General features: G+C 39.6%; 24 protein-coding genes. 5 read left to right on the top strand and 19 right to left on the bottom strand.

Going from position 1 to position 23,044, the window contains the following annotated elements; translation table 11 throughout:
- Positions 1-11: 11 nt before the first annotated feature.
- Positions 12-752, bottom strand: a complete 741-nt coding sequence (locus tag EV693_RS07070; protein WP_132501665.1) for a 1-acylglycerol-3-phosphate O-acyltransferase — start codon at positions 750-752, stop codon at positions 12-14.
- A 212-nt stretch (positions 753-964) separates the two neighbouring features.
- On the opposite strand from EV693_RS07070, the gene tpx reads away from it, so the two are divergent.
- Entirely contained in the window at positions 965-1,459 is a 495-nt protein-coding gene (gene tpx / locus EV693_RS07065) for a thiol peroxidase (protein ID WP_132501664.1), read from the top strand.
- Positions 1,460-1,563: 104 nt separating this feature from the next.
- Here tpx and tusA read toward each other — a convergent pair whose 3' ends face one another.
- A complete protein-coding gene (gene tusA, locus EV693_RS07060) occupies positions 1,564-1,803 on the bottom strand; it encodes a sulfurtransferase TusA (protein ID WP_132501663.1) in 240 nt (79 codons plus the stop codon).
- A gap of 26 nt (positions 1,804-1,829) precedes the next feature.
- Here tusA and pepQ point away from each other — a divergent pair, with 26 nt between their 5' ends.
- Positions 1,830-3,152 (top strand): Xaa-Pro dipeptidase, encoded by a 1,323-nt coding sequence (gene pepQ, locus EV693_RS07055; protein ID WP_132501662.1) that lies wholly within the window; start codon positions 1,830-1,832, stop codon positions 3,150-3,152.
- Between the two features lie 88 nt (positions 3,153-3,240).
- On the opposite strand, the gene menH is transcribed toward pepQ, so the two are convergent.
- From menH to EV693_RS07015, 8 genes are all read right to left on the bottom strand, one after another.
- A complete protein-coding gene (gene menH, locus EV693_RS07050; protein ID WP_132501661.1) occupies positions 3,241-4,074 on the bottom strand; it encodes a 2-succinyl-6-hydroxy-2,4-cyclohexadiene-1-carboxylate synthase in 834 nt (277 codons plus the stop codon).
- A 21-nt stretch (positions 4,075-4,095) separates the two neighbouring features.
- Positions 4,096-5,802, bottom strand: coding sequence for a 2-succinyl-5-enolpyruvyl-6-hydroxy-3-cyclohexene-1-carboxylic-acid synthase (gene menD, locus EV693_RS07045; RefSeq protein WP_132501695.1), 1,707 nt, complete (start codon positions 5,800-5,802; stop codon positions 4,096-4,098).
- A 75-nt stretch (positions 5,803-5,877) separates the two neighbouring features.
- Positions 5,878-7,167: a tRNA lysidine(34) synthetase TilS gene (gene tilS, locus EV693_RS07040; protein ID WP_132501660.1), complete on the bottom strand. Its 1,290-nt coding sequence runs from the start codon at positions 7,165-7,167 to the stop codon at positions 5,878-5,880.
- A complete protein-coding gene (gene dtd, locus EV693_RS07035) occupies positions 7,168-7,602 on the bottom strand; it encodes a D-aminoacyl-tRNA deacylase (RefSeq protein WP_132501659.1) in 435 nt (144 codons plus the stop codon).
- Positions 7,599-8,462 (bottom strand): virulence factor BrkB family protein, encoded by an 864-nt coding sequence (locus EV693_RS07030; protein WP_132501658.1) that lies wholly within the window; start codon positions 8,460-8,462, stop codon positions 7,599-7,601. Before EV693_RS07030 ends, dtd begins: the two co-directional genes overlap by 4 nt.
- A gap of 21 nt (positions 8,463-8,483) precedes the next feature.
- On the bottom strand, positions 8,484-9,728 hold the full coding sequence (proA, locus tag EV693_RS07025; RefSeq protein WP_132501657.1) for a glutamate-5-semialdehyde dehydrogenase: 1,245 nt from the start codon (positions 9,726-9,728) through the stop codon (positions 8,484-8,486).
- 53 nt (positions 9,729-9,781) lie between these two features.
- Entirely contained in the window at positions 9,782-9,964 is a 183-nt protein-coding gene (locus EV693_RS09795; RefSeq protein ID WP_132501694.1) for an anti-sigma factor family protein, read from the bottom strand.
- A gap of 23 nt (positions 9,965-9,987) precedes the next feature.
- Entirely contained in the window at positions 9,988-10,560 is a 573-nt protein-coding gene (locus EV693_RS07015; RefSeq protein WP_132501656.1) for a sigma-70 family RNA polymerase sigma factor, read from the bottom strand.
- Between the two features lie 126 nt (positions 10,561-10,686).
- On the opposite strand from EV693_RS07015, the gene msrP reads away from it, so the two are divergent.
- Both msrP and EV693_RS07005 read left to right on the top strand, forming a co-directional pair.
- Positions 10,687-11,640: a protein-methionine-sulfoxide reductase catalytic subunit MsrP gene (gene msrP, locus EV693_RS07010; protein ID WP_132501655.1), complete on the top strand. Its 954-nt coding sequence runs from the start codon at positions 10,687-10,689 to the stop codon at positions 11,638-11,640.
- The gene (locus EV693_RS07005; RefSeq protein ID WP_132501654.1) at positions 11,640-12,212 is read left to right on the top strand and encodes a protein-methionine-sulfoxide reductase heme-binding subunit MsrQ; all 573 of its coding nucleotides are present in this window, start codon (positions 11,640-11,642) and stop codon (positions 12,210-12,212) included. The genes msrP and EV693_RS07005 overlap by 1 nt, the downstream gene beginning before the upstream one ends.
- Positions 12,213-12,295: 83 nt before the next feature.
- Here EV693_RS07005 and phoR read toward each other — a convergent pair whose 3' ends face one another.
- The 8 genes from phoR to secE all read right to left on the bottom strand — a co-directional run bounded on the left by phoR (position 12,296) and on the right by secE (position 19,689).
- Positions 12,296-13,588: a phosphate regulon sensor histidine kinase PhoR gene (gene phoR, locus EV693_RS07000; RefSeq protein ID WP_132501653.1), complete on the bottom strand. Its 1,293-nt coding sequence runs from the start codon at positions 13,586-13,588 to the stop codon at positions 12,296-12,298.
- Positions 13,588-14,283: a phosphate regulon transcriptional regulator PhoB gene (phoB, locus tag EV693_RS06995; protein WP_132501652.1), complete on the bottom strand. Its 696-nt coding sequence runs from the start codon at positions 14,281-14,283 to the stop codon at positions 13,588-13,590. Before phoB ends, phoR begins: the two co-directional genes overlap by 1 nt.
- 128 nt (positions 14,284-14,411) lie before the next feature.
- Positions 14,412-15,182, bottom strand: a complete 771-nt coding sequence (pstB, locus tag EV693_RS06990) for a phosphate ABC transporter ATP-binding protein PstB (protein ID WP_132501651.1) — start codon at positions 15,180-15,182, stop codon at positions 14,412-14,414.
- Positions 15,183-15,201: 19 nt separating this feature from the next.
- Positions 15,202-16,050 (bottom strand): phosphate ABC transporter permease PstA, encoded by an 849-nt coding sequence (gene pstA, locus EV693_RS06985; RefSeq protein WP_132501650.1) that lies wholly within the window; start codon positions 16,048-16,050, stop codon positions 15,202-15,204.
- On the bottom strand, positions 16,050-17,000 hold the full coding sequence (pstC, locus tag EV693_RS06980; RefSeq protein WP_132501649.1) for a phosphate ABC transporter permease subunit PstC: 951 nt from the start codon (positions 16,998-17,000) through the stop codon (positions 16,050-16,052). Before pstC ends, pstA begins: the two co-directional genes overlap by 1 nt.
- A gap of 79 nt (positions 17,001-17,079) precedes the next feature.
- Positions 17,080-18,120, bottom strand: coding sequence for a phosphate ABC transporter substrate-binding protein PstS (gene pstS, locus EV693_RS06975; RefSeq protein WP_132501648.1), 1,041 nt, complete (start codon positions 18,118-18,120; stop codon positions 17,080-17,082).
- 599 nt (positions 18,121-18,719) lie between these two features.
- On the bottom strand, positions 18,720-19,280 hold the full coding sequence (nusG, locus tag EV693_RS06970; protein ID WP_132501647.1) for a transcription termination/antitermination protein NusG: 561 nt from the start codon (positions 19,278-19,280) through the stop codon (positions 18,720-18,722).
- A 1-nt stretch (position 19,281) separates the two neighbouring features.
- Positions 19,282-19,689 carry a preprotein translocase subunit SecE gene (secE, locus tag EV693_RS06965; RefSeq protein WP_132501693.1) on the bottom strand — a complete coding sequence of 136 codons (408 nt, stop codon included), beginning with the start codon at positions 19,687-19,689 and terminating at the stop codon, positions 19,282-19,284.
- A 224-nt stretch (positions 19,690-19,913) separates the two neighbouring features.
- On the opposite strand from secE, the gene EV693_RS06960 reads away from it, so the two are divergent.
- Positions 19,914-21,443: a YifB family Mg chelatase-like AAA ATPase gene (locus tag EV693_RS06960; protein ID WP_132501646.1), complete on the top strand. Its 1,530-nt coding sequence runs from the start codon at positions 19,914-19,916 to the stop codon at positions 21,441-21,443.
- A gap of 120 nt (positions 21,444-21,563) precedes the next feature.
- Here the strand turns inward: EV693_RS06960 and EV693_RS06955 are convergent, their stop codons facing one another.
- Complete coding sequence (locus tag EV693_RS06955; RefSeq protein ID WP_132501645.1) at positions 21,564-22,886, bottom strand: anaerobic C4-dicarboxylate transporter; 1,323 nt, start codon at positions 22,884-22,886, stop codon at positions 21,564-21,566.
- Between the last annotated feature and the right edge of the window lie 158 nt (positions 22,887-23,044).

Here is a 23,044-nt window from a genome sequence, read left to right as displayed (position 1 = left end):
AAATTTTTATATTATTGTGAGTTTTCTTGTTGTAAATTTTCTAGCTGCGCTACTTCATTGTCCAATTCTGCGATCTTAGTTTGCATAGCGGTGTAGCATTTCTCAATCAATTCTTTGATATTGTCTCGATTGTATCCTGATGTTTCAATAGGCGGTAATGTTTCACAAATGACCACGCCATTATTTAAGCGATTAAGATCGATTTTGTTGTGCAACGTGGAGCAAACGACAGGTACAATCGGCACGCCTGCGGCAATGGCAGTATGAAATGCCCCTGTTTTAAATGGCAGTAATCCTTTACCTCGACTGCGGGTTCCTTCAGGGAACATCCAAATAGAGATTTGCCGCTGTTTGATAATACTGGCTACTTGGTTCATTGTACTAATTGCACTGCTGCGTTTTTCTCTGCGAATGAAAATGTTCCCTGTTGCCCAGTAGACTAAGCCAAAAAACGGAACCCAGATAAGGCTGCTTTTTCCGACACTAACAGTGCGTTCAGGCATCATGGAGCTGATCGTTACCATATCATAATTATTTTGGTGATTGCCAATATAAATGGCTGGTTGGTTAAATTCTGGCATTGGGCGGCAAATTAATTTGATACCTAATAATTTATGTAATTGACTAAACATACGAGCAACGACCCCTACGCTACTTGGGTGGCGTAAACGCAGTAGTGCATAAATTGTGCCGATCAAGCTAATCAGAATAGCAGCCAATCCAACGATAAAAATTCGAATGAGTTTTAACATGAGATAACCCTTTAATTTATCGAAAATAGTGAATGTATCTTGAAAATAGATCCGCAGTATAACGGATGCTCTGCAATATCCAAAAAAGAAAATTGTTACAAATTTTTTAATAAAATGCACCGCTTGTAAGATTTAGCCACTATTCATTCTAATAAAAAAGCGGTATAGTGAAGGACATTTTTTCATTGTTTAGATCACAACGAGGTTTTTTTATGGTTACATTAGCAGGCAATCCGATTGATGTTGAAGGGAGCTTTCCACAAGTTGAACAAATTGTTTCAGATTTTACTTTAGTTAATTCTAGTTTGGAAAATGTGTCTCTTTCTAGTTTCAGCGGAAAGCGTAAAATTCTCAATATTTTCCCAAGTATTGATACTGGCATTTGTGCGACCTCTGTGCGAGTATTCAATCAAAAAGCTACAGAATGCGAAAATACGGTTGTGTTGTGTGTTTCAGCTGATTTGCCTTTTGCACACGGACGTTTTTGTGGTGCTGAAGGCATTGAAAATATACAAACACTATCGACTTTCCGTAATAAGGATTTTCATCGTGCTTTAGGCGTTGACATTACATCTGGACCGCTCACAGGTTTAACGGCTCGTGCAGTGATTGTATTAGATGAGAACAATCGTGTTTTACATAGTGAACTCGTACCAGAAATTAAGCAAGAGCCTGATTATGATGGTGCTTTAGCTACATTAGCATAAATTGCTTTAGGGAAAATCTTGGTTTGCTTTTACGTTTACAATACTAATACATTGATTTTCCCTACAATAACTTCTTCCATTATGCCTAATAAACGAAAGGAAATTTATAATCCTTTCTTTATCCAATAACGATAAGGCAACTTGTCACCCTCATATTTCAGTAGCTGATGATCCATAAATGCACAAAAGCTCGGAATATCCCGAGTGGTTGCAGGGTCATCTGCGATGATCAATAATATTTCTCCCTCTAGCATTTGACGAATCGTCTTTCGGGTAAGCATTACAGGCTCTGGACAACGAAGTCCAGTGGTGTCTAAGGTATGATGATAAATTAATTCTCTCATTTATTTCTCTCAATGTAGGAGCTTATATGCAGCAACGTTTCACACAACACATCGCACATCTACAACAAGTTGTTCAGCATATTTTGGAAGCGACTTGTTTAGACGGATTGTGGATTTATGCAGGGGCTGCCAAATCCTATTTTCTAGATGATCAGGACGCACCTTTTAAGGTCAATCCGCATTTTAATTACTTTTTCCCTCACCCTATGGCGGAAAAGAGTTGGCTATTTGTTGATGGTCAAAATAAACCGAAAGTCTACTTTTACGCTCCCCAAGATTACTGGCACGCTACCCCTAATCCACCAACAGAGACGTTTTTTTCAGCGGTTTTTGACTGGCAAATTTTAAATGAACCAATGCAAATAAAGTCTTTCATTCAGCAACCAGAGCGTTGTGCTTTTATCGGTGAAAATGAGATTTTAGCCCACAATTTAGGCTTTAAGCAGATCAATCCGCAAAAGGTGCTTAATGTACTGCATTTTGAGCGTTCAATCAAAACCGAATTTGAAATTGAGTGTATTTTTCAAGCACAATACAATGCTCTAAAAGGGCATCAAGTAGCCCAACAAGCCTTTTTTGACGGCAAAAGTGAATTTGAGATCAATCTTGCTTATCTACAAGCAAGCCTACAATCAGACACTAATGTGCCTTACGGCAATATTGTGGCAATCAATCAGAATGCCGCTATATTGCATTACACCACTCTTGAGCATCAATTGCCGAGTTCTCGCTATAGTTTTCTTATTGACGCTGGTGCCACTTACCTTGGCTATGCTTCCGATATTACCCGCACATACGCCTTTGATCCGCACAGTGAGTTTGCTGCATTAGTGGCTAAAATTGATCAATTCAAACTGGATACGATTAGTTGCCTGCAAGTGGGCGTGAATTATTTAAATTACCATACCCAAATGCACCAATGGATTTCACAAGCATTACAAGAATTTGATTTTGTACGATTGCCTGCGGAACAAATTTTTGAATCTGGTATTAGCCGTAGCTTTTTCCCTCACGGTTTGGGGCATCAACTTGGGCTACAAGTGCACGATGTGGCAGGGTTTCAGCAAAATCAGCGTGGCACACACAAGGCAGCACCCGATATGTATCCAAGTTTACGCTGTACTCGTGATCTTGCTGAAAATATGGTTCTGACAATTGAACCTGGGTTGTATTTTATTGAAATGTTGTTAGATCCTTGGAAAAACCACTCACTTGGACGTTATTTCAATTGGCAAAAGATTGAGCAATTTAAGGTATTTGGAGGGATTCGTTCGGAGGATAACGTGGTGGTGCGAGCGAACAAGGTGGAAAATCTAACCGCTCAAGCCCAACAACAAATATTGTTGTAATTTTTTTAATAAAACTTACCGCTTATTGGCAATTAAACACTTGGCAAGAAGTAAGCAACAGCGATATAGGGTCAAGTAACGACTGAAACTAGCTTGATGAGGAATGCGTTCCAATAAACTGAAGCAGTTGCTGCACAAACTGCTGTGGCTGTTCCAAATGCGTATTATGCCCAGCTTCCCTAATAAGAGTGTGCGATAAATGGTTCTCTGTCGCCATTTGGCGGAATTTTCGGTCGAATTCACCGATAAAGAAATGAAATCTTTTGTGTAAGCGGTGAGATTTGACCAAATTATTGCATAACTGATCATAGCAAGGCTGCTTAGCTAGGCTTGTCGCCTCCAGTATTTGGGCAATTTTCTTACCATCGTTATTTGTGCGTTGATCAATGAGATTAAGCCTTTGTAAGGCAGAAAGATGAGCAAAAACAGGTTGTCGATACCAATCTTTTAGCACTTCACTCAATGTTTCTTGGCGAAAACGACTTGCCCAAGCCTGATCACTTTTCCATCTCAGCTGTCGCTCTTCTTCAGTCTTTAAGCCAATATTTGCCCCCTCCAGTAATGCACCGAGCAGATAGAGAGAACCTGCAGAATGAGGGGAATGAGATGCATTGATTGCATAATCCAATGCAATTCTCCCCCCCAATGAATAACCAACTAACCAGAAAGGTTGCTGGATTAGCTTATTTAAGGTCATATCGAGTGCTTGTCGAATCTCGCTAAAACCACGGCAAGCAATCTGCTGGCTGCCTCCGTGGCAAGGTAAATCAATCACAAGCGGTCGAATTTGAGGCAATTTTTGCAAATCAACTAACCTCTGTAACTCAACTAACACACCAGACCAATCCGCTTGGGAGCCAAGCAGACCGTGTAAAAAAACCACAGGAATACCTGTTCTGGCATGCCATTGATACGCTAACATCATAGACCAATAAGTATATTATTAATCAATAGAAGCACGTGAAATTTGTTCAAGCAACGATTTATACAGTGAACTACCCTCTTGATCATTCACTTTAATCTCAACAATCGTGGCACTTTTACGCACGTATGCTTGCTTCAATTTCGTGCCGAGATCAGCCCAAGTATAAGGACGCAAATATTCTAATCCAAACATTGTTGCAATTTGTGAAAATTCTAAACCGTGTGAAAGGCGATAGTATTTATCCTTAACCTGTGTATCAACAGGCAGCATATCAAAAATTGCTCCGCCATTATTGTTGATAATAAATAAAATAGTGGGTTGCGTTACCTGACGTAATAATGCCATTGAGTTAAGATCGTGAAGGGCTGAAATATCACCAATCACGCCCACTGTCGCTATATCACTGCCTTTTGCTACGCCTGCCATTGTTGCAATCAAGCCATCAATGCCGCTCGCACCACGATTCGTATAAACAGGGTAGCCCTCTGGCAATTTACATAATGCGTCTACTAAACGCACAAACAGACTATTACCGAGGAATAAATTCCCACCAGCGGGCAACACTCTCTCAATATGATGTGCTAATGAAGCCTCATTTAAATTTCCACCGACCTGTTTTTCAATAAACGAAGCACAAAATTGCGATAACGCAAGCGGTTCAAGTAGCCACGGTTTTTGGCGTAAAGGTGGGTGAACTCGAATAAAATGGTGTGCTTTAGCGACAAAACGAGTCTGCTGATGAGCAAAAGGATTTAAATAATTACTGGATTCATCAACTAACCAAAACTCTTTTTGAAACGCATTGAGGAATTGATTGACTCGCTTGCTGACAATCTGCGAACCAAATTGCACCACAATATCCGCTTGTAATAAACGCTGTTCCACGGTCTTGTTAGAGAGCCAAATATCTGCATAAGGCAGGCTTGCATCAATGCCTGACTGCACATCACTAATCAAACACCAACCAAGAGTTTCTGCCCACGCTTTTAAGCCCATTCCTTGCTCAAGAGGCAGTTTTCCAACCACCACTACGCCTTTTTTTGTCCGCCAATAATCCCAATTTTCGTGCATTAAAACATCATTTTGGATAGATTGATTATCGAACCAACGCACTTTAGGCTGATTTAACCAACGCTGAATAGGTGCAAGCCACGGATCACAGCCAATCGCCTCTTCGTCCGCCTCATAAAGTGGCTCAACAAATGGTACATTCAAATGAATCACTCCGCCTTGTTGCCGTTGTATTGAACAAACATTCTCTACCGTTGCCGCTAACCAACGAGCAGTAAATTGCTGACTCGGTTTCGGTAAATTGACATTTTTAATCGGATAATTGGCAAAAATTCCTTGCTGTTCAATCGCCTGATTGACACCACACCCAATCAATTCTTGTGGGCGGTCAGCAGATAGCACGACTAATTTTTGTCCTGTAATGCTGGCTTCAATAATGGCTGGATACAAATTCGCCACTGCGGTACCTGATGTGACAATGATCGCAACAGGGGCATTTGTTGCTTTAGCAATCCCTAAAGCAAAAAAACCTAACCCTCGCTCATCAAAGTGTACATGGCATTGTGCAAGCTGCTGGTTTTGTAAATACGCTGCTTCAAGTGTCAAGGGTGTAGAGCGAGAACCTGGAGCGATACAAAAGTGTTTTACGCCATAACGCCATAGGGCAGACAATATCACTCTCGCCCAAGTACGATTAAAGGTGCTGATAGTCATCATTCATTTTTCTCTTATAAGTTAAGCGGTCTGATTGTAACAAAATTTTGCAAAATTTTGAGCAAAACTTCTCGCTTAAGGATCGATTTTTCGATTTCTAATGGATAGTATTCCAATAAATAGGTCGTCAATAAATACAATAGGGGTACGGTCTCTTTCCCATACAGGAATGCGATGTTGCTGCCAGATTTTTTTCATTTCTTCTCGCTGCGATCGCCCGTAGCACTTCACTTTTCCTTTCTGCTGCAATCGGATATTAACCACTTTTTGTTTTAACGCTTCAGGTAGCTGTAAGCGGTCAGTTTTACCTGAAAATGTGTAAGTAATCTCTTGTTGATTACGCTCTATGTAGCCTAGTTGGGCGGGTAAATGGAAGGTATCTTGAGCTTGTAGTGGGTGAGAAAGGAAAGAGAGTGGTTCTATTTTCGCCGTGAGGTAGATAAAAGAATGATGGCGACGGAGAGTCCATCTACCTAGGGTGAGTTGTGGGTTTTTATCTTGTGCAGCAAAGATTAAGGATAAAATTTGTTCAAGTTGAGCCAACGATGGCATTGGAATATGGTACTGCTTTAGCCATAGGCGGATTAATTGCTGCTGCTTGGCGTGGGAAAAGTGGCTGAAATCTTGTATGTTCAGTGTGCGTTTTTCTATATCTTGGTACTTTGTGAGTTCTGGTGTGAGTAGTTCTTCAATCAATTGTTGTTGTTCAGCACAATGTTGGCTTGAGCGAGCCACCATTTTAGAAAAATGCGACCAACGATCTGTGAATTTAGGAAGTGCTTGGTGGCGTAGAAAATTACGATCGTAGTTCGTATTCTCGTTACTTTCATCGTTAATCCAATGTAGTTGATGTTGTTGGGCGTAGGCGATGATCTGCTTTTTATCAATGGTTAGCAGGGGGCGAAATAGCGTCATATTTTGGCGAAAACTGACCGCTTGCATTGCTGCTAATCCTTGAATGCCACTCCCCCGTTTTAAGGCAAGGAAAAAGGTTTCCACTTGATCATCAAGATGATGTGCCGTTACAAAAACCTCATTAGTAAGGATTGCTTGCTCCACAGCACAATAACGAGCAGTGCGAGCGTTAGCTTCCACGCCATCTTTTCCCTCAACACTCACTTTTTCAACAACCAATGGAATTTGCCATTGGTGGCACAGAGCTTGGCAAAATTCAGCCCAATGGTCAGCATTGAGGCTAAGCCCGTGGTGTATGTGAATGGCACGCAATGTGATGGGGTGAAGAAAGCGTAGATCTTTGAAGAGATGAAGCAACGCAACGGAATCAACACCGCCGCTTAAACCAATCAGAAATTGTTTTTGATCTGGGAGGTAGTGTTGAATTTGTGAATGAATATACGACAACATTTATGCTTGCAACCAAAATGTAACAGGTCCATCATTTTGTAAGCTGACTTGCATATCGGCGGCAAATTGCCCTGTTTGCGTATCAATTTTTTGCAAGGCTTGCTGGTGAAAATAATGATAGAGTTTTTCTGCTTGTTGAGGGGCTGCTGCACGAGAAAAACTCGGTCTTAGTCCTTTTTGTGTGTCTGCGGCTAAGGTAAATTGAGACACAATTAATAGCTGACCGTTAGCCTGCTGTACATTAAGATTCATTTTTCCTTGTTCATCGGAAAACACTCGATAATTGAGGACTTTTTCTAATAATTTGTTGGCGTTCTCTTCGTTATCCTGTTGTTCAACACCCAAAAAAACCAGCAGTCCAGAATCAATTTTCCCAACAACCTGTTTAGCAATTTCAACCTTTGCCCATTTTACTCGTTGGATTAATGCAATCATTGTTGCTCCAAAGATGAGTGGGTTTCACTAAGAGGATTAGTTAGCGTGCCTTGCTCAATCATCTCCAAATCTTTTAATGTGGAAGCAAATTGAGCACCTAACAACACGACTTGCCAGCTTAGTTGAATCCACACAAACATAATTGGAATGATCGCCAATGCACCGTAGATGGCTTGATAAGAAGGGAAAGTGGTGATGTACCAAATGAAAACCTGTTTACCAAGTGTAAAAAATACCCCTGCAAGTAATGCACCAATGGCTGCGTGCTTAAAGCGAACATGGGTATTTGGGACAACAAGGTAAATAAGACTAAACATTAACCAAGTAATAATAAATGGCACAAATTCTAAAATATAATGTAAAGAAAGTACCCCTCGATCTTCAAAAATACGCAGCGAGAAAAGGTAAGAACTGATGGCAATACTTAAGCCCGCAAAAATAGGTCCCAAAATAAGTACGGCGAGGTAAATCAAGAAAGAGGGAATCAGTGGGCGTTTTTGAGAGGTGTGCCAAATTTGATTCAGTGCGTTATCAATGCTTGAGATAAGCATTACTGCAACAACGATTAGTCCCAAAATGCTGACCAGTCCCATTTTTCTCGAATTTTCAACGAACATATCTAAATATCTTTGTACCACATCACCTGCATGTGGAGCAAAATTGTCATAAGTAAATGAAATAATTTGTGCAGCCGCTTCATCAAACATAGGAAAAAAAGAGAATACCGACAACACGACCATAATTGTTGGCACGATAGAAAGTAAGGTGGTATAAGTCAAATAGCCTGCAAAAACACTGACTTTATTCTCGTTCATTCGGTGAATGAATAATTTAAAAAAGGTTAAAAATTTTTCTTTCATTTTTTAGTTCCCTGTCTTGGGCTATTTTCTACAAAGATAATTGCCTTCGCACACCCATTTGTAAGTCGTTAAGGCATCAAGCCCCATTGGACCTCGAGCGTGTAATTTTTGAGTACTGACCGCCACTTCTGCCCCTAAACCAAACTGTGCACCATCGGTAAAGCGTGTACTTGCGTTAATATAAACGGCTGCAGCATCAACTTGCTGTACAAATTGGCGAGCTTTGAGGTGATCGTTTGTGAGAATGGATTCAGAGTGTTGGCTGCCATAAGTTCGGATATGCTCAATAGCGTTATCTATACCTTCCACCACAACCACATTGAGATTAAGAGAAAGCCATTCTTGATTTAGGCGACTAGGATCGAGCGGTTGAATAATGCCATTTTTTTGCAATGCGGTTGGAAAATCATCGCTGTGAATGGTGACTTTTGCTTCTTCTAAGCGTTGCGCTAGTTTAGGTAAAAATTGTGCTGCAATTTTGCGATCGACTAAGAGCGTTTCTAACGTATTACAAGTACTAGGACGCTGGGTTTTCGCATTTACGATCACCTCAAGGGAAGGTTCTAAATCAGCGGTTGCTTCCACATAAATATGACATACCCCAATCCCACCAACAATGACAGGAATGGTTGAATTTTCTTTGCAAAACTGATGTAAGCCAGCACCACCACGAGGAATCACCATATCAATCTCTCGATCGAGTTTCAATAGTTCTAATAACAACCCTCTATCAGGATTTGTTACAGCTTGTACGGCGTTTGGAGGTAAGTGTGCTGCTGATAGTGCCGATTGTACAATCTTGACAAGCACGGCATTTGTGTCAGTTGTCTCTTTTCCGCCTCGTAATATCACCGCATTACCTGTTTTTAAACAAAGTGCAGCAACGTCTATAGTTACATTTGGACGAGCTTCGTAAATGGCTAAAATCACACCAAGTGGCACACGCTGACGCTTAATACATAATCCACTGTCTAATATACCACCATCTATAATTTGACCGACAGGATCGGGTAAGCTTGCGATACTTCGGACATCATTGGCAATATTATCCAATCGTTCAGGGGTGAGTAAAAGGCGGTCAATGATGGCAGACGACAAGCCTTGACGCTTTGCATTTTCAACGTCTTGTGCATTCGCAGAGAGAAGGTCTGCACGATGAGTCTGCAGAGCGTCAGCAAGTGCGAATAAGGCTCGATTTTTATCCGATTGGCTAGACTGTGCCAAGATGATACAGGCTTCTCTAGCTTGTTTAGCAAGGGTTTTCATTATTTATTTTTCTGTAGTTAGATTAAATATAGTTGAATGGCATATAAATAGCACTAAATCTTTTCTGTCCGATGGCAGTAATCTTTAACTAGTTGGCTAAGTTTATAATTATTTTGACGAAAACAGCGACACCTTGAGCAAAGTAGCAAGTGAAATTTAAGCCCTAATTGTTCTGAATACGTCAATTTTTGCTCTAAAGAGCGGGAGATTATAGCGGTAGCTTGTCGACAATTCATCATATTTGTTTTCCAATCCCATTTTATTTCTCAAACCAATTTTTTGTCAGGCAACGTTGTAGCTGTAGACGAGAGCGATATAACAAAACGTGTAAATTGGCTGTTGATATACCGCACTCATCGCAAATTTGTTGGCTCGTCAATTCTAAATGTTCTCGCATCATAAAGACACGAGCCTGCAACGGCGGTAATTTATTTAAACAGAGGTCAAAAATAACCCAGAACTCTTGTTGATAAATTTGGCTATCTATCCCTCGCCACTCATTAGGAGACATATTTTGTTGCCAATGCCCATTTTTATCGAAAAACTCAGATGAGTTATCAGTATCTAATTCTGATAGCGTAACTGTCCGTTTTTGATGGTGAAGTATGTCGATGATCTTATTTTTTAGAATGGCAAAAATCCACGTTTTTAATGCAGCACGACCTTTGAATGACGAGGCATTTTTATAGGCACTTGCAAGACTCTCTTGTACAACATCTTCAGCTAAATCAATATCTTGTAGCTGAAGTTTTGCAAAATGTAGCATTTGCCTGCGAATGGTTTCAAGCTCTTCTGGGCGGTAGCTATCCAGCGTCTGTGGTGTACTTGGCATTTTATGTTATGAATTGATAAATGAATAAATAGGTAAATTCTATACGGAAATTCATTAAATTTTGTAAGGTTTTAGTAGAATATCAGTCTAAGGTTGAACAGGTTATGCTAAAAACAAGGAAAGTCAATGAAATCATTCAAATCTACTGACGTTACGCCAGAAGCTATTTTTCATCAACGCCGTAAAATTATTCAGGCATTTGGTCTTGGTGTAGCGGCTACGACATTGCCAAATATTAGTGTTGCACAAAAAAAAGCAGCTGTTTCACCACTTGAGTTTACCACAAGTGCAGACAATGGACTCATTCTCACTCCTGAAGAAAAAGTGATTGGTTATAACAATTTTTACGAATTTGGGGTAGATAAAAACTCACCAGCCCATCTTGCACAAGAGCTAAGAACAAACCCTTGGCAGCTGGAAATTACAGGCGAAGTAGAAAATCCATTTACGCTGAATTATGCACAATTATTTGATACCTTCCCACTAGAGGAACGAATTTATCGCTTCCGTTGTGTTGAGGCTTGGTCAATGGTTGTACCTTGGGTCGGATTTGAACTCGCTCGCTTAGTTGAAAAAGCAAGACCCACTGGCAAAGCGAAATATGTGGTTTTTCATACTTTATATGATCCTGAGCAAATGCCAGGACAAAAAAACTATTTTTTAGGTGGCGGCATTGACTATCCTTATGTGGAAGCCTTGAGGCTAGACGAAGCACTGCATTCGCTTACCTTGCTTTCCGTTGGACTTTATGGCAAAACGTTACCACCACAAAATGGCGCACCAATTCGTCTCGTTGTACCTTGGAAATATGGATTTAAGAGCATTAAATCTATTGTGAAGATTACTTTTTCTGAAACACGCCCACGCACAACGTGGGAAAAACTTGCACCGCACGAATACGGCTTTTATGCCAATGTGAATCCAAATGTTGATCACCCTCGCTGGTCTCAAGGCTCTGAACGAGTGATCGGCAGTGGCGGATTGCTGTCAATAAAGCGTCAGCCAACATTAATGTTTAATGGTTACGACAAGGAAGTTGCACATCTTTATCGTGATCTCGATCTTAGGGTAAATTATTAATGACTGTTTTTAGATTGGTTATTCATTTTGGGTGTTCAGTCCCTTTGATTTGGCTAACTTGGGTACTTGCTCAAGACGATGTTGCAGCGTTAGGGGCAGATCCTATTAAAGAACTCCAACACTTTTTGGGGTATGGTGCAATCCTTATTTTCAGTCTAATGTTCCTTTTAGGTATATTATTACAATTATGGCAAAAAAATGCTTACCAAATTCTACGCCGCCCTCTTGGTTTATGGGCGTTTTTTTGGGCGTTTTTACATATGCTTAGCTACTTTTTACTGGAATTGGGACAAGACATAGCTTTATTTGGTAGTGAGTTAATTAATCGTCCTTATTTAATTTTAGGTGCGGTAGCATTATTTATTTTAACAATGATGGCGATAACATCTTTACCTAATATTAAACGCTGGTTAGGATCTCGTTGGTTTAATCTTCACCAATTAGCCTACCCTGCTTTAATTCTCGCCACTATTCACTATTACTGGTCAGTAAAAAGCCTCACACTTTCACCTGTGATTATGATCTTACTAACAAGTTTTATCACTGCTTGGCGGCTCTGGAAAAAACGCTAAATAAAATATTACTCCCCTAAAAACCACGGACTAAGCGGTCAATTGTTGTTAATTTTTGACAAAAATTGACCGCTTACAATTTGTTATTCACTCCCACTGCTTACTAACAGTTCTGATTTAATGGTAAAGGCAAATTGGCTGCCCTTTTGGGGTTCACTTACAATCTCAAGGGTAGTCTGATGTTGTTCTAAAGCGTGTTTTACAATCGCAAGTCCTAATCCGCTACCGCCAGTCTTGTTGCTACGAGATTCATCAACACGATAAAATCGTTCTGTGAGGTGTGCCAAATGCTTAGCTTCAATACCTATTCCATCATCACTCACACAGAAACGAGCTGTTTTTCCTTGTTTTTTCCAACTCACTTTGATGGTAGCTCCCTCTCCTGAATGGCGAATAGCATTGTAGATAAGATTTAACACCGCACTTTGCAATTGTTCTTCATCACCCATAATTCGAATATTAGGTTCAATGTCAAAAATGAGTTGTTGATGTGTATTCAAAATATCAGTGCTACGTTTAAGAGATAAAATCATTTCTGACATTTCAACAACATCGTGCTCAATATTCGTCGAGTGTTCAATTTTAGCTAATACCGAAAGCTGTTGTAACATCGTTGCCATACGCTGACTTTGTGTTTTCATTTCATCTATCGCCTTTTTTTGAAAGGCTGGATTGTCTTGCTCTGGATCGAGCATTTCAAGGTAGCCCTGTAATACCGTGAGAGGGGTGCGTAATTCGTGATTCATATTTGCTAAAAAAGTTTGGCGAGAATGTAGCAAACGTACAAAGGAAGTTACATCTCGGGCGACAATCAAATAATTTTCTTCACCATAGTGGTGTAGGTTTACCTCAATATAGCGTTGATTATGAGTGAGCAACACCAGTGGACGTTTTCGTTTAGATTGATAAAAATAGTGTTTAAATTCGGGGTAAAAGATAATATTAAATATGTTTTTAAGTGCTGTTTTATCCCATGTAAATTCAAATAGCTCCTGCGATCCTTGATTACACCAAGAAATAAGCCCCGTCGTTTCACATATAATCAACGCATCGGGTAATGCTTGAATCTGTCGGTTAAATTTTGACAGTAAGCGTAGGTTTTTAATTTTATCTTTGCGTGAACGAGCTTGATAAAAACGGGCTGTTTGTGAGATATGTTCAATTGTTGAAACCGTTTTACGCTGAGGAAGCGATCTGTTTGGGTTTAAAATTTGTAATAAGCTAAATTCATTATAGTGATGCCAAATCAATAAAATCAACAAACTAATCATAAACCACAGGCTAAAGTCTTGAGCAAATATACTCAGCAGCCAAGAACTTAACACAGCAATCAACAATTCTAAAATAAAATGCTTTAACGAGATCTTGAGTTTCATTATGATTCATTTTGAAAATGGTTAGAAAAACGATAGCCAAAGCCTCTCACTGTTTGAATGTAACGGTCAGATCCATAGGGTTCAAGGCTTTTTCGTAATCGCCTAATGTAGGAATCAACAGTGCGATCTTCCACATAAATATCATTCCCCCAAATAAAATTAAGTAACTGTTCACGCCGATAGACTTTTTCTGGATGAGTCATAAAAAAATGTAAAAATTTATACTCTGTTGCACTTAAATCGACTTCTTGTTGTGCTATACGTACACGTTGTGCCTGTTGATCAAGTGTAATCTCTTCAAATTTTAATAAAGGACTTGGCGGATCATAACTACGTCGCCACAGTGCTTCGATGCGAGCAAGTAAGATTTTAGGCGAAAATGGCTTAGTAATATAATCATCAGCCCCAGCATTGAGACAAGTAATGCAGTCTTCTTCCGTGCTGCGTGCGGTTAGCATAATTATTGGGATATTCACAGTGTCTTCTTGCTTTTTAAGATAATCAATAATGTGAATTCCCGAGCGAGCAGGCAACATCCAATCTAACAAAATAAGTTTCGGCTTTTCGGCAAGCTGATCAATAGCACTTTGATAATCTTCTGCTTCCAGTACCTTGTAACCTTGCTTCGTTAGAAAAAGAGCAACCATCTCTCGGATCGCTCGCTCATCTTCAACAACCAAAATTTTGTCTGTCATTGCCGTTCCTTAAATTATCTACAAGCGGTCAGTTTTGAATATATATTTGCATATTTTTACTAAAAACAGACCGTTTGTACAAGGTAAACTTATTTTTTGAACCTTTTTTATCTCATTCCTTTTTTGATCTAACCCATTCTACCTTTAATATAATCCTCTGTCCGTTGGTATCGAGGCTTATCAAAAATCTGCTTGGTTTCACCGAATTCCACTAACTCTCCGAGGTACATATACGCCGTGTAATCTGAACAGCGTGCGGCTTGCTGCATATTGTGTGTCACAATTGCAACAGTGTAATCGTGTTTTAATTCAGTGATCAACTCCTCAATTTTCATTGTGGAAATTGGATCAAGAGCAGAACACGGTTCATCAAGCAGTAACACTTCAGGTTTTACCGCAATGCCTCTTGCAATACAAAGGCGTTGCTGCTGACCACCCGATAAACTGTCTCCACTTTGATTAAGTTTATGCTTTACCTCATTCCATAATGCAGCTTTAGTTAATGCCCATTCAACTCGATCATTAAGTTCTGATTTCGGTAATTTCTCAAATAGACGAATGCCAAAAGCAACATTGTCATAAATAGACATTGGAAAGGGGGTTGGCTTTTGGAAAACCATTCCTACTTTGGCACGGATAATTGAAATATCAACGTTTGAAGTTAATAGATTCTCACCATCTAAATTAATTTCACCTGTTGCTCGTTGATTTGGATAAAGTTCAAACATTCGGTTTAATGTTCGTAACAAGGTGGATTTCCCACAGCCTGATGGACCAATAAATGCGGTTACTTTATGTTTTGCAATGGATAAATTAATGTTTTTTAATGCGTGAAAATCGCCATAATAAAAATTTAAATTGTTAATCGTTAATTTTGGAACAATATTTAAAGCAGTCATTCTTTTCTTCCTTTTTGCTTTATTTATGTTTACTGAAATAAATACGAGTCAGAATGTTAAGGGATAAGACAAACAGCGTGATAAGTGTCGCACCTGCCCAAGCAAGTGTATTCCAATCCGCAAATGGACTAGCGGCGTATTGATAAATCACAACAGGCAAATTCGCCATTGGAGCATTCATATCCCACGAATGGAATTGATTAGAGAGTGCAGTAAATAACAGTGGTGCGGTTTCACCTGCAATACGAGCCACTGAAAGTAGTACGCCTGTAATAATCCCTGAACGTGCAGCTCGGTAGCAAATCATTGTAATCACTCTCCATTGCGGACAGCCCAAAGCTGCCGCTGCTTCACGCAAATTATTTGGCACGAGATTCAACATATTATCAGTAGTTCTCACAACCACTGGAATAACCAACAACATCAAAGCGATTGCTCCCGCCCAGCCTGAGTAATGTTCAACTTGAGCAACGTAAATTGCATAAATAAACAAACCAATAACAATTGATGGGGCAGAAAGTAACACATCATTTAAGAAGCGTGTAATTTTTGCCAGTTTGCTATATCGACCATATTCACTTAAATATGTCCCAGCTAAAATACCGACAGGTGTTGCAATCAAGGTTGCCACCAACACCATCAAAATTGAACCAATTATGGCATTGATTAAGCCCCCCTTTTCATTAGGTGCTGGCGTGGAATATAAGAAGAGATCAATCGACAGTGCAGGAATGCCTTTCACAATCAGCGTGTAGATAATCCATACTAACCAAAATAAACCAAATAAAACTGCAAGATAGGCAAGTGCCAGCATTATTTGGTTTTTAATTTTCCGACAGTAAAACCGTTGATTTTGATAGGCTTTCATTATTTTTTTCCTTCTTTTTGTGTCATACGCATAATTAACAAACGAGAAGCTGAAAGCACGATAGTTGTGATTAAAAACAGAATTAAACCAAGCTCCATCAAGGCTGACTTTTGCAGACCTCCTGACTCATTAAACTCATTTGCAATTGCAGAGGCAATCGAAGTTGATGGTGAGAAAATAGAATCGGGCAATGTAAAAGCATTGCCAATCACGAAGGTAACCGCCATTGTTTCACCTAACGCACGACCTAACCCTAGCATAATGCTACCGATAACCCCTGTTTTGGTATAAGGCAACACAATTTTCCATATTACTTCCCACGTTGTTGAACCTAAACCGTATGCAGACTCTTTAAGCATAGGAGGAACAACACTAAACACATCACGCATTACAGATGCAATGAAAGGAATAATCATAATTCCTAACACTAAGCCTGCTGTGAATAATCCGATACCAAAAGGTGCACCAGAAAACAACGCACCAATCAAAGGAATATCACCTAATATATCAATCAAGTGCGGCTGGACATATTCCTGAAAGAGCGGTACAAAGACAAATAATGCCCACATACCATAAATAATAGACGGAATAGCCGCCAGCATTTCAACTGCTGTGCCAATTGGGCGTTTTAGCCAATCTGGTGCAAGCTCAGTTAGAAATGTAGCAATACCTAATGAAATCGGCACTGCAATCAACAGTGCAATACCAGCTGAAATCAGTGTACCAACAATTGGCACTAAAGCACCATATTGGTTTTGGACGGGATCCCACTCATTCGTCCATAAAAATGCGATACCAAATTCACGCAAAGAATCCCAGCTCCCTATCACTAGAGAAACGAGAATCGCAGCTAATAAAATAAAAACAAAGATCGCAAAAAAACGAGTTGTATTTCTAAATACACCTTCAACCCAAGGGTGGTTAAGGCATTTATTATCTATTTTGTGCATAATGTTCTTTATTAAATAAAACGCAGGGCAACAAATAATCATCAAAAATTGACCGCTTGTTCCCTGCGTGAATAAAAGTTTAGTATAAAGACTTACCTTGTGAATCTTTTACTTCTGTTTTCCATTGTGCTTTAATTTTTTCAACCACATTATCTGGCAATGGCACATAGTCTAGTTCTGCCGCTGCAGCTTGTCCTTTTGAGAATGCCCAATCAAAGAATTTAAATACACTTTTAGTTTGTTCTGGTTTCTCACTATTTTTGTGTAACAAAATGAAACTTGCAGCAGTAACTGGCCAAGATTTATCGCCTGCTTCATTGGTGAGTATCACCCCCATATTCGGCACACTGTCCCAATTTGCATTGGCAGCTGCAGCCATAAAGCTCTCGCCAGAGGGCTGTACAAATTTACCTGCCGCATTTTGTAGAGATACCCACGCCAAACCATTTTGTTTCGCATACGCATATTCCACATAACCTAGAGAATATTTAAGCTGTTTAACATAAGCTGCAACTCCCTCATTCCCTTTACCTCCCTGACCTACAGGCCATTTAACCGATTTTCCTTGACCCACTTGTTCTTTCCATTTTGGTGATACTTTAGAGAGATAATTTGTCCAGCCAAATGTTGTACCAGAACTGTCAGAACGGCGTACTACTAAGATGTCTTTTGCAGGCAAGTTGAGATTTGGATTAAGTACTTGGATTGCAGGATCATTCCACTGCTTAATTTTGCCTAAGAAAATATCGGCTAATACTGTGCCTGAAAGTTTAAGCTCACCTGATTTTATCTCAGGAAGATTAACCACAGGTACAGTTCCCCCAATCACAGCGGGGAACTGCAAGAGATTATGTTTATTAAGATCATCCGCTTTCATCGGATCATCTGATGCACCAAAATCAATCGTTTTGGCAATAATTTGCTGCTGACCGCCACCAGAACCAATGGATTGGTAATTTACACGATTACCCGTTTCTTTTTCATATAATCCAGCCCATTTTGCATAGATAGGATAAGGGAAAGAAGCTCCTGCACCTGTAATAGTTTCCGCTTGTACGGCTGCTGCAACAGATAAAGAAACGCCGAGTAATGCCAGTTTTTTTATTACTTTATTCAACATATTTTTCTCCTTGTGAATGTAAAACAAATAACTTCACGACCTGCAGTGTAGGCAAAAAATATGACAAAATGATGACAGAAGTGTAAATATTAGAGGGGGAGCGGTGAGTTTTAGGAAAAATTTTGCAAAAATTTCGCTAAAACTGACCGCTTTAGCGTAAAAATAACTAAATAAAGATAAGCGGAGAAAACAAGCTAATAGGTGAAAAATTTAACTATAATTGAGCTAAGTAAATTCTCTCATCGAAATTTTTATAGGAGAGAGAATCTCGAAATTGTTGTCAGAGCTTGAAAAATAACTCAATAGAGAATTAATACAATAAAGGAGCAGACCTTTTGCCTACCCTGTGGTTGATTGGCTATCTTGCAATAAGGGTATCTGTAGTATTCAGGTAGTTCAGGATTATAAGTAACAAAAACCTAAGCCATTTCATACATAACCATATCTTTATGGTCAGTAAGATTTTGGGAGAATATCACTAACTTAAGTACCAGTTGGTTTAACTACAAACTTGACCAACCTTAATAACCCACGGAGAATAGCCCACGAAATGCGTGAGAACCATTAGAAACTCCGTTAAGGTATCAAAATGAATTATCTTATTGTTTCTCTACCTGATTAAAATCAAGTTCAACAGGTGTTGCCCGACCAAAGATTGAAACAGAAACTTTAAGACGCCCTTTGTCATAGTCCACATCTTCCACAACACCAATAAAATCAGCAAATGGTCCATCAGAAACACGTACTTCTTCCCCTGGGTGAAATTCTTTGCGATGACGAGGTTTATCCACTGTTTCTTGGAGACGATTTAAAATACGATCTGCTTCACGCTGTGTAATTGGAGCTGGTTTATCGGCAGTACCGCCAATAAATCCCATCACTCTTGGCACACTTTTGACCAAGTGCCAAGTATCATCATTCATTTCCATCTGAACAAGCACATAACCAGGGAAGAATTTTCTTTCGGTTTTACGACGGCGACCCGCTACGTTTTCTACCACCTCCTCTGTAGGAACAAGCACCTCACCAAACTGATCTTCCATTTTGTGCAGTTTAATATATTCACGCAATGTCATTGCAACACGAGACTCAAAACCAGAGAATGCTTGCAATACAAACCAACGCATTTTAGTGGCTTCTTTTACTTCTATTTCGCTCATGTTAGAACCTCAAGTTGGTTAAAAAAGTAATTACATTAATGATTAAAGCGTCAATCCCCCACAAAGCCAATGCAACAATTGCACATACGCCTAAAACTATCAACGTAGTTTGGGTAGATTCTTGACGAGTAGGCCAAATAATTTTACGCAATTCCTGACGAGCTTCTTTCATAAAGCCAATTGCCTTTTGACCTTGGTTAGTAAAGGCAATAAACACCACTGCACCAACTAATAAACCAACTAAAGCCAACACTCGCACAACCAACGATAATTGCGTAACAAAATAAACATTACCCACAGCTGCAACGACAACAAAGATGATTGCCATTAACCATAACATAGTGTTTACACCTTTGCTTCTTTGCCCTGAATGCTCGAGCTGTTCCAAATTTTTATTTTCTTTTGCCATAATTAATCCGAAATTTGATTTAAAAAGAGAATGCTTCACTTTCGAAGGGCGTAATTCTACCATTTGCCACATTTTCTTACCACGATATTTTATGCATTTTCTGATAAAACTTTATTTTTGCGATCAAGATCGAAAAAATAATTTTTTATTATGTAAAGATTATTTAAATTTCACTACGCTTCACCACATTCTCCAACTTTCTATGTAACCTGAATTTTGTAATTATGTCCTTATCTATTGTGTACAGCCGAGCCTCAATAGGCGTAGAAGCACCTTTAATCACTGTTGAAGTGCATATCAGCAACGGAAGCCCTGGCCTGGTATTGGTTGGATTGCCTGAAGCCACGGTAAAAGAAGCTCGAGATCGAGTACGCAGTGCATTGCTCAATGCCAATTTTGATTTTCCTGCACGTCGCATCACCATCAACCTTGCACCAGCCGACTTACCTAAAGAGGGCGGACGTTTTGATCTTCCTATTGCGATTGGCATTCTTGCCGCTTCTGGTCAAATAGATTCAGATAAATTAAAACAGTTTGAATTCCTAGGGGAACTCGCCTTAACAGGTCATTTGCGAGGAATACACGGCACCATTCCCGCTATACTGTCAGCACAAAAAGCAAAGCGGCAAATTATCATTCCTCGACAAAATTCAACGGAGGCTGCTCTCGTATCCAATACAGAAACCTACTGCGCCACCTCGTTATTACAGATAGTTAATTTCCTCAACAATCGTGATCAACTCCCCATTTCTCAGCAGTTTTTGCAAAAAACAGATGAATACGCACCGCTTGAACGTCGAGATCTGACCGATATTATTGGGCAGCAGCACGCCAAAAGAGCTTTAACCATTGCCGCCGCGGGCAGACACAATTTACTCTTTCTTGGTCCACCAGGAACGGGAAAGACGATGCTTGCTAGTCGTTTAGCGGATTTACTTCCTGAGATGAGTGATGGTGAAGCAATTGAAACAGCATCAATTACTAGTCTTGTTCACAATGAACTAAATTATCAAAATTGGAAAAAAAGACCCTTTAGATCGCCACACCACAGTGCTTCAATGGTGGCTTTAGTTGGTGGTGGCTCACTCCCTAAACCAGGGGAAATATCACTTGCTCATAATGGTGTTCTGTTTTTAGATGAATTACCTGAATTTGAACGTAAAGTCCTTGATGCTCTACGTCAGCCACTTGAATCAGGCGAAATTATCATCTCTAGAGCGAACGCTAAAGTACAATTTCCTGCTCGCTTTCAGCTCATTGCTGCAATGAATCCTAGCCCCACAGGACATTATCAAGGTACACACAATCGAGCCTCTCCCCAACAGGTAATGCGTTACCTTAACCGTTTATCTGGACCATTTTTAGATCGGTTTGACCTTTCAATTGAAGTGCCATTATTGCCGCAGGGAGCATTGCAAACAGATAACCAACAACGAGGCGAAACCAGCCAACAAGTGCGTGAGCGTGTACTTGCTGCACAAAAAATCCAATTCAACCGCCGTGGAAAAATCAATTCTCAACTTTCAACTCGTGAAATTGAACAAGATTGTGCATTAAATGACAAAGATGCACTATTTTTAGAAAATGCTCTCACTAAGTTAGGGCTTTCTGTACGAGCTTACCATCGAATACTTAAAGTCTCACGAACAATAGCCGATTTAGCAAATGAAACGCATATCCAACAACTTCACCTTGCTGAAGCACTAGGTTATCGAGCAATGGATAGACTATTACAGCGTTTGCAAGGTGGGTAGTATGAGTAAATAAAAAAGTATGAATAAAAAAGCTCTGCTATACAGCAAATCAAGTAAAGAAAAATTCACTCCCTCCTTAAACGGAGGAAGTGAAGAAATCGAATAAAAAGGGAAGTAAAATTAAAAATACAGGTTGGCAAATAACAAGCCAAATGCAATAGAAAAGACCATACTCAGTAAACCAGGAATCATAAAGCTATGGTTAAAAATAAAGCGTCCGATACGAGTTGTGCCAGTGGTATCAAAATCAATTGAAGCAATAATCGGACCATAGTTTGGTATAAAGAAATAACCGTTTACCGCTACAAAAACACCAAGAAGAATTGGTGCAGGAATACCAATTGCAATTGCCACTGGGAATAACGTTGCCACAGTTGCCCCTTGACTATTCACTAACACAGATAAAACAAAGAGAGCTATCGCAAATGCCCACGGTGCAGTTTCAACCAAATTGGATACCATTGATTTAACCTCTGGCATATGTGCGTGCATCAAAGTATCACCCATCCACGCAATCCCAAAAATTGCAATCACCGCACGCATACCTGCGTGGAAAACAGAACCTTGCGTAACCTCATTACCATTTGGCTTACAAAGAATCATAATTAATGCCGCTGTGGTAAGCATAACAATTTCAATCGTATTTGCCATTCCCATAGGTTTACCGTCAAAAACTGGGCGTAATGATGAAACTGTTCCCATAAGCACCACTAATATTGCCCCTAAAAGAAATAAGCCAACAGATAATTTTGCAGTTGGTTTTAATGGTATATTCTGATCGTTCTGATCGAGATGGTTTTGTTTCACATACTCAGGGTTTTGTAGTAAGGCTTGGTAGTGCGGATCATCTTTCAAATCTTTGCCCATTTTATTCACAATCAAGCTAGCAATCCCTAATCCAAGTAATGTCGCAGGAATAGTAACCATTAGTATATCGCCAATATTAATCCCTTGAGGCTCAAGAAATGCCGCAACAGAAGCAACTGCTGCCGCAATTGGACTGGCAACAATCGCAAATTGTGAAGCAATAACGGCCATAGAAAGCGGTCGCTCAGGGCGAATACCATTATGACGGCTCACCTCTGCAATCACGGGTAATACGGAGTAAGCAACGTGTCCTGTCCCTGCCAACACAGTAAATGTCCAGGTAACCAAAGGGGCAATAAATGTAATATATTTAGGATTACGTCTTAAAATATTTTTGGCAATTTTAATCATATAATCCAAACCACCAGAAGCCTGCATTGCCGCCGCCGCAGACACCACTGACATAATAATAAACATCACATCAATAGGAAATCCTGCTGGTTTTAAACCAAAAACAAAAGTGAGAATAATAAGCCCAAAACCACCCATTACCCCCAAACCGATACCACCGATTCTTGCACCAATTAAGATACAAAGGAGAACGATAGCAAATTGAATAATAAACATCGCTGACATATTTGCTCCAATCAACGTTATATGAAAGAATGACTCACTTTTGCAAGTCGCCAAATGAAAAGGTTGCGAACTATATCAATAAATAATTATTATCGCTATACCTTCATTTAATAAAAATTTCTAATTATTGATATTCTTCATAGAAAATAGAGGAAACA

Source organism: Nicoletella semolina, assembly GCF_004345745.1.
GTDB classification, from domain to species: domain Bacteria; phylum Pseudomonadota; class Gammaproteobacteria; order Enterobacterales; family Pasteurellaceae; genus Nicoletella; species Nicoletella semolina.
This window is presented reverse-complemented; position numbering and strand designations above follow the sequence as displayed.

Coding starts and splice junctions, on each gene's coding strand:
- EV693_RS07070 (WP_132501665.1), bottom strand. CDS start 752: ATGTTAAAACTCATTCGAATTTTTATCGTTGGATTGGCTGCTATTCTG.
- tpx (WP_132501664.1), top strand. CDS start 965: ATGGTTACATTAGCAGGCAATCCGATTGATGTTGAAGGGAGCTTTCCA.
- tusA (WP_132501663.1), bottom strand. CDS start 1,803: ATGAGAGAATTAATTTATCATCATACCTTAGACACCACTGGACTTCGT.
- pepQ (WP_132501662.1), top strand. CDS start 1,830: ATGCAGCAACGTTTCACACAACACATCGCACATCTACAACAAGTTGTT.
- menH (WP_132501661.1), bottom strand. CDS start 4,074: ATGTTAGCGTATCAATGGCATGCCAGAACAGGTATTCCTGTGGTTTTT.
- menD (WP_132501695.1), bottom strand. CDS start 5,802: ATGACTATCAGCACCTTTAATCGTACTTGGGCGAGAGTGATATTGTCT.
- tilS (WP_132501660.1), bottom strand. CDS start 7,167: ATGTTGTCGTATATTCATTCACAAATTCAACACTACCTCCCAGATCAA.
- dtd (WP_132501659.1), bottom strand. CDS start 7,602: ATGATTGCATTAATCCAACGAGTAAAATGGGCAAAGGTTGAAATTGCT.
- EV693_RS07030 (WP_132501658.1), bottom strand. CDS start 8,462: ATGAAAGAAAAATTTTTAACCTTTTTTAAATTATTCATTCACCGAATG.
- proA (WP_132501657.1), bottom strand. CDS start 9,728: ATGAAAACCCTTGCTAAACAAGCTAGAGAAGCCTGTATCATCTTGGCA.
- EV693_RS09795 (WP_132501694.1), bottom strand. CDS start 9,964: ATGAATTGTCGACAAGCTACCGCTATAATCTCCCGCTCTTTAGAGCAA.
- EV693_RS07015 (WP_132501656.1), bottom strand. CDS start 10,560: ATGCCAAGTACACCACAGACGCTGGATAGCTACCGCCCAGAAGAGCTT.
- msrP (WP_132501655.1), top strand. CDS start 10,687: ATGAAATCATTCAAATCTACTGACGTTACGCCAGAAGCTATTTTTCAT.
- EV693_RS07005 (WP_132501654.1), top strand. CDS start 11,640: ATGACTGTTTTTAGATTGGTTATTCATTTTGGGTGTTCAGTCCCTTTG.
- phoR (WP_132501653.1), bottom strand. CDS start 13,588: ATGAAACTCAAGATCTCGTTAAAGCATTTTATTTTAGAATTGTTGATT.
- phoB (WP_132501652.1), bottom strand. CDS start 14,283: ATGACAGACAAAATTTTGGTTGTTGAAGATGAGCGAGCGATCCGAGAG.
- pstB (WP_132501651.1), bottom strand. CDS start 15,182: ATGACTGCTTTAAATATTGTTCCAAAATTAACGATTAACAATTTAAAT.
- pstA (WP_132501650.1), bottom strand. CDS start 16,050: ATGAAAGCCTATCAAAATCAACGGTTTTACTGTCGGAAAATTAAAAAC.
- pstC (WP_132501649.1), bottom strand. CDS start 17,000: ATGCACAAAATAGATAATAAATGCCTTAACCACCCTTGGGTTGAAGGT.
- pstS (WP_132501648.1), bottom strand. CDS start 18,120: ATGTTGAATAAAGTAATAAAAAAACTGGCATTACTCGGCGTTTCTTTA.
- nusG (WP_132501647.1), bottom strand. CDS start 19,280: ATGAGCGAAATAGAAGTAAAAGAAGCCACTAAAATGCGTTGGTTTGTA.
- secE (WP_132501693.1), bottom strand. CDS start 19,689: ATGGCAAAAGAAAATAAAAATTTGGAACAGCTCGAGCATTCAGGGCAA.
- EV693_RS06960 (WP_132501646.1), top strand. CDS start 19,914: ATGTCCTTATCTATTGTGTACAGCCGAGCCTCAATAGGCGTAGAAGCA.
- EV693_RS06955 (WP_132501645.1), bottom strand. CDS start 22,886: ATGTCAGCGATGTTTATTATTCAATTTGCTATCGTTCTCCTTTGTATC.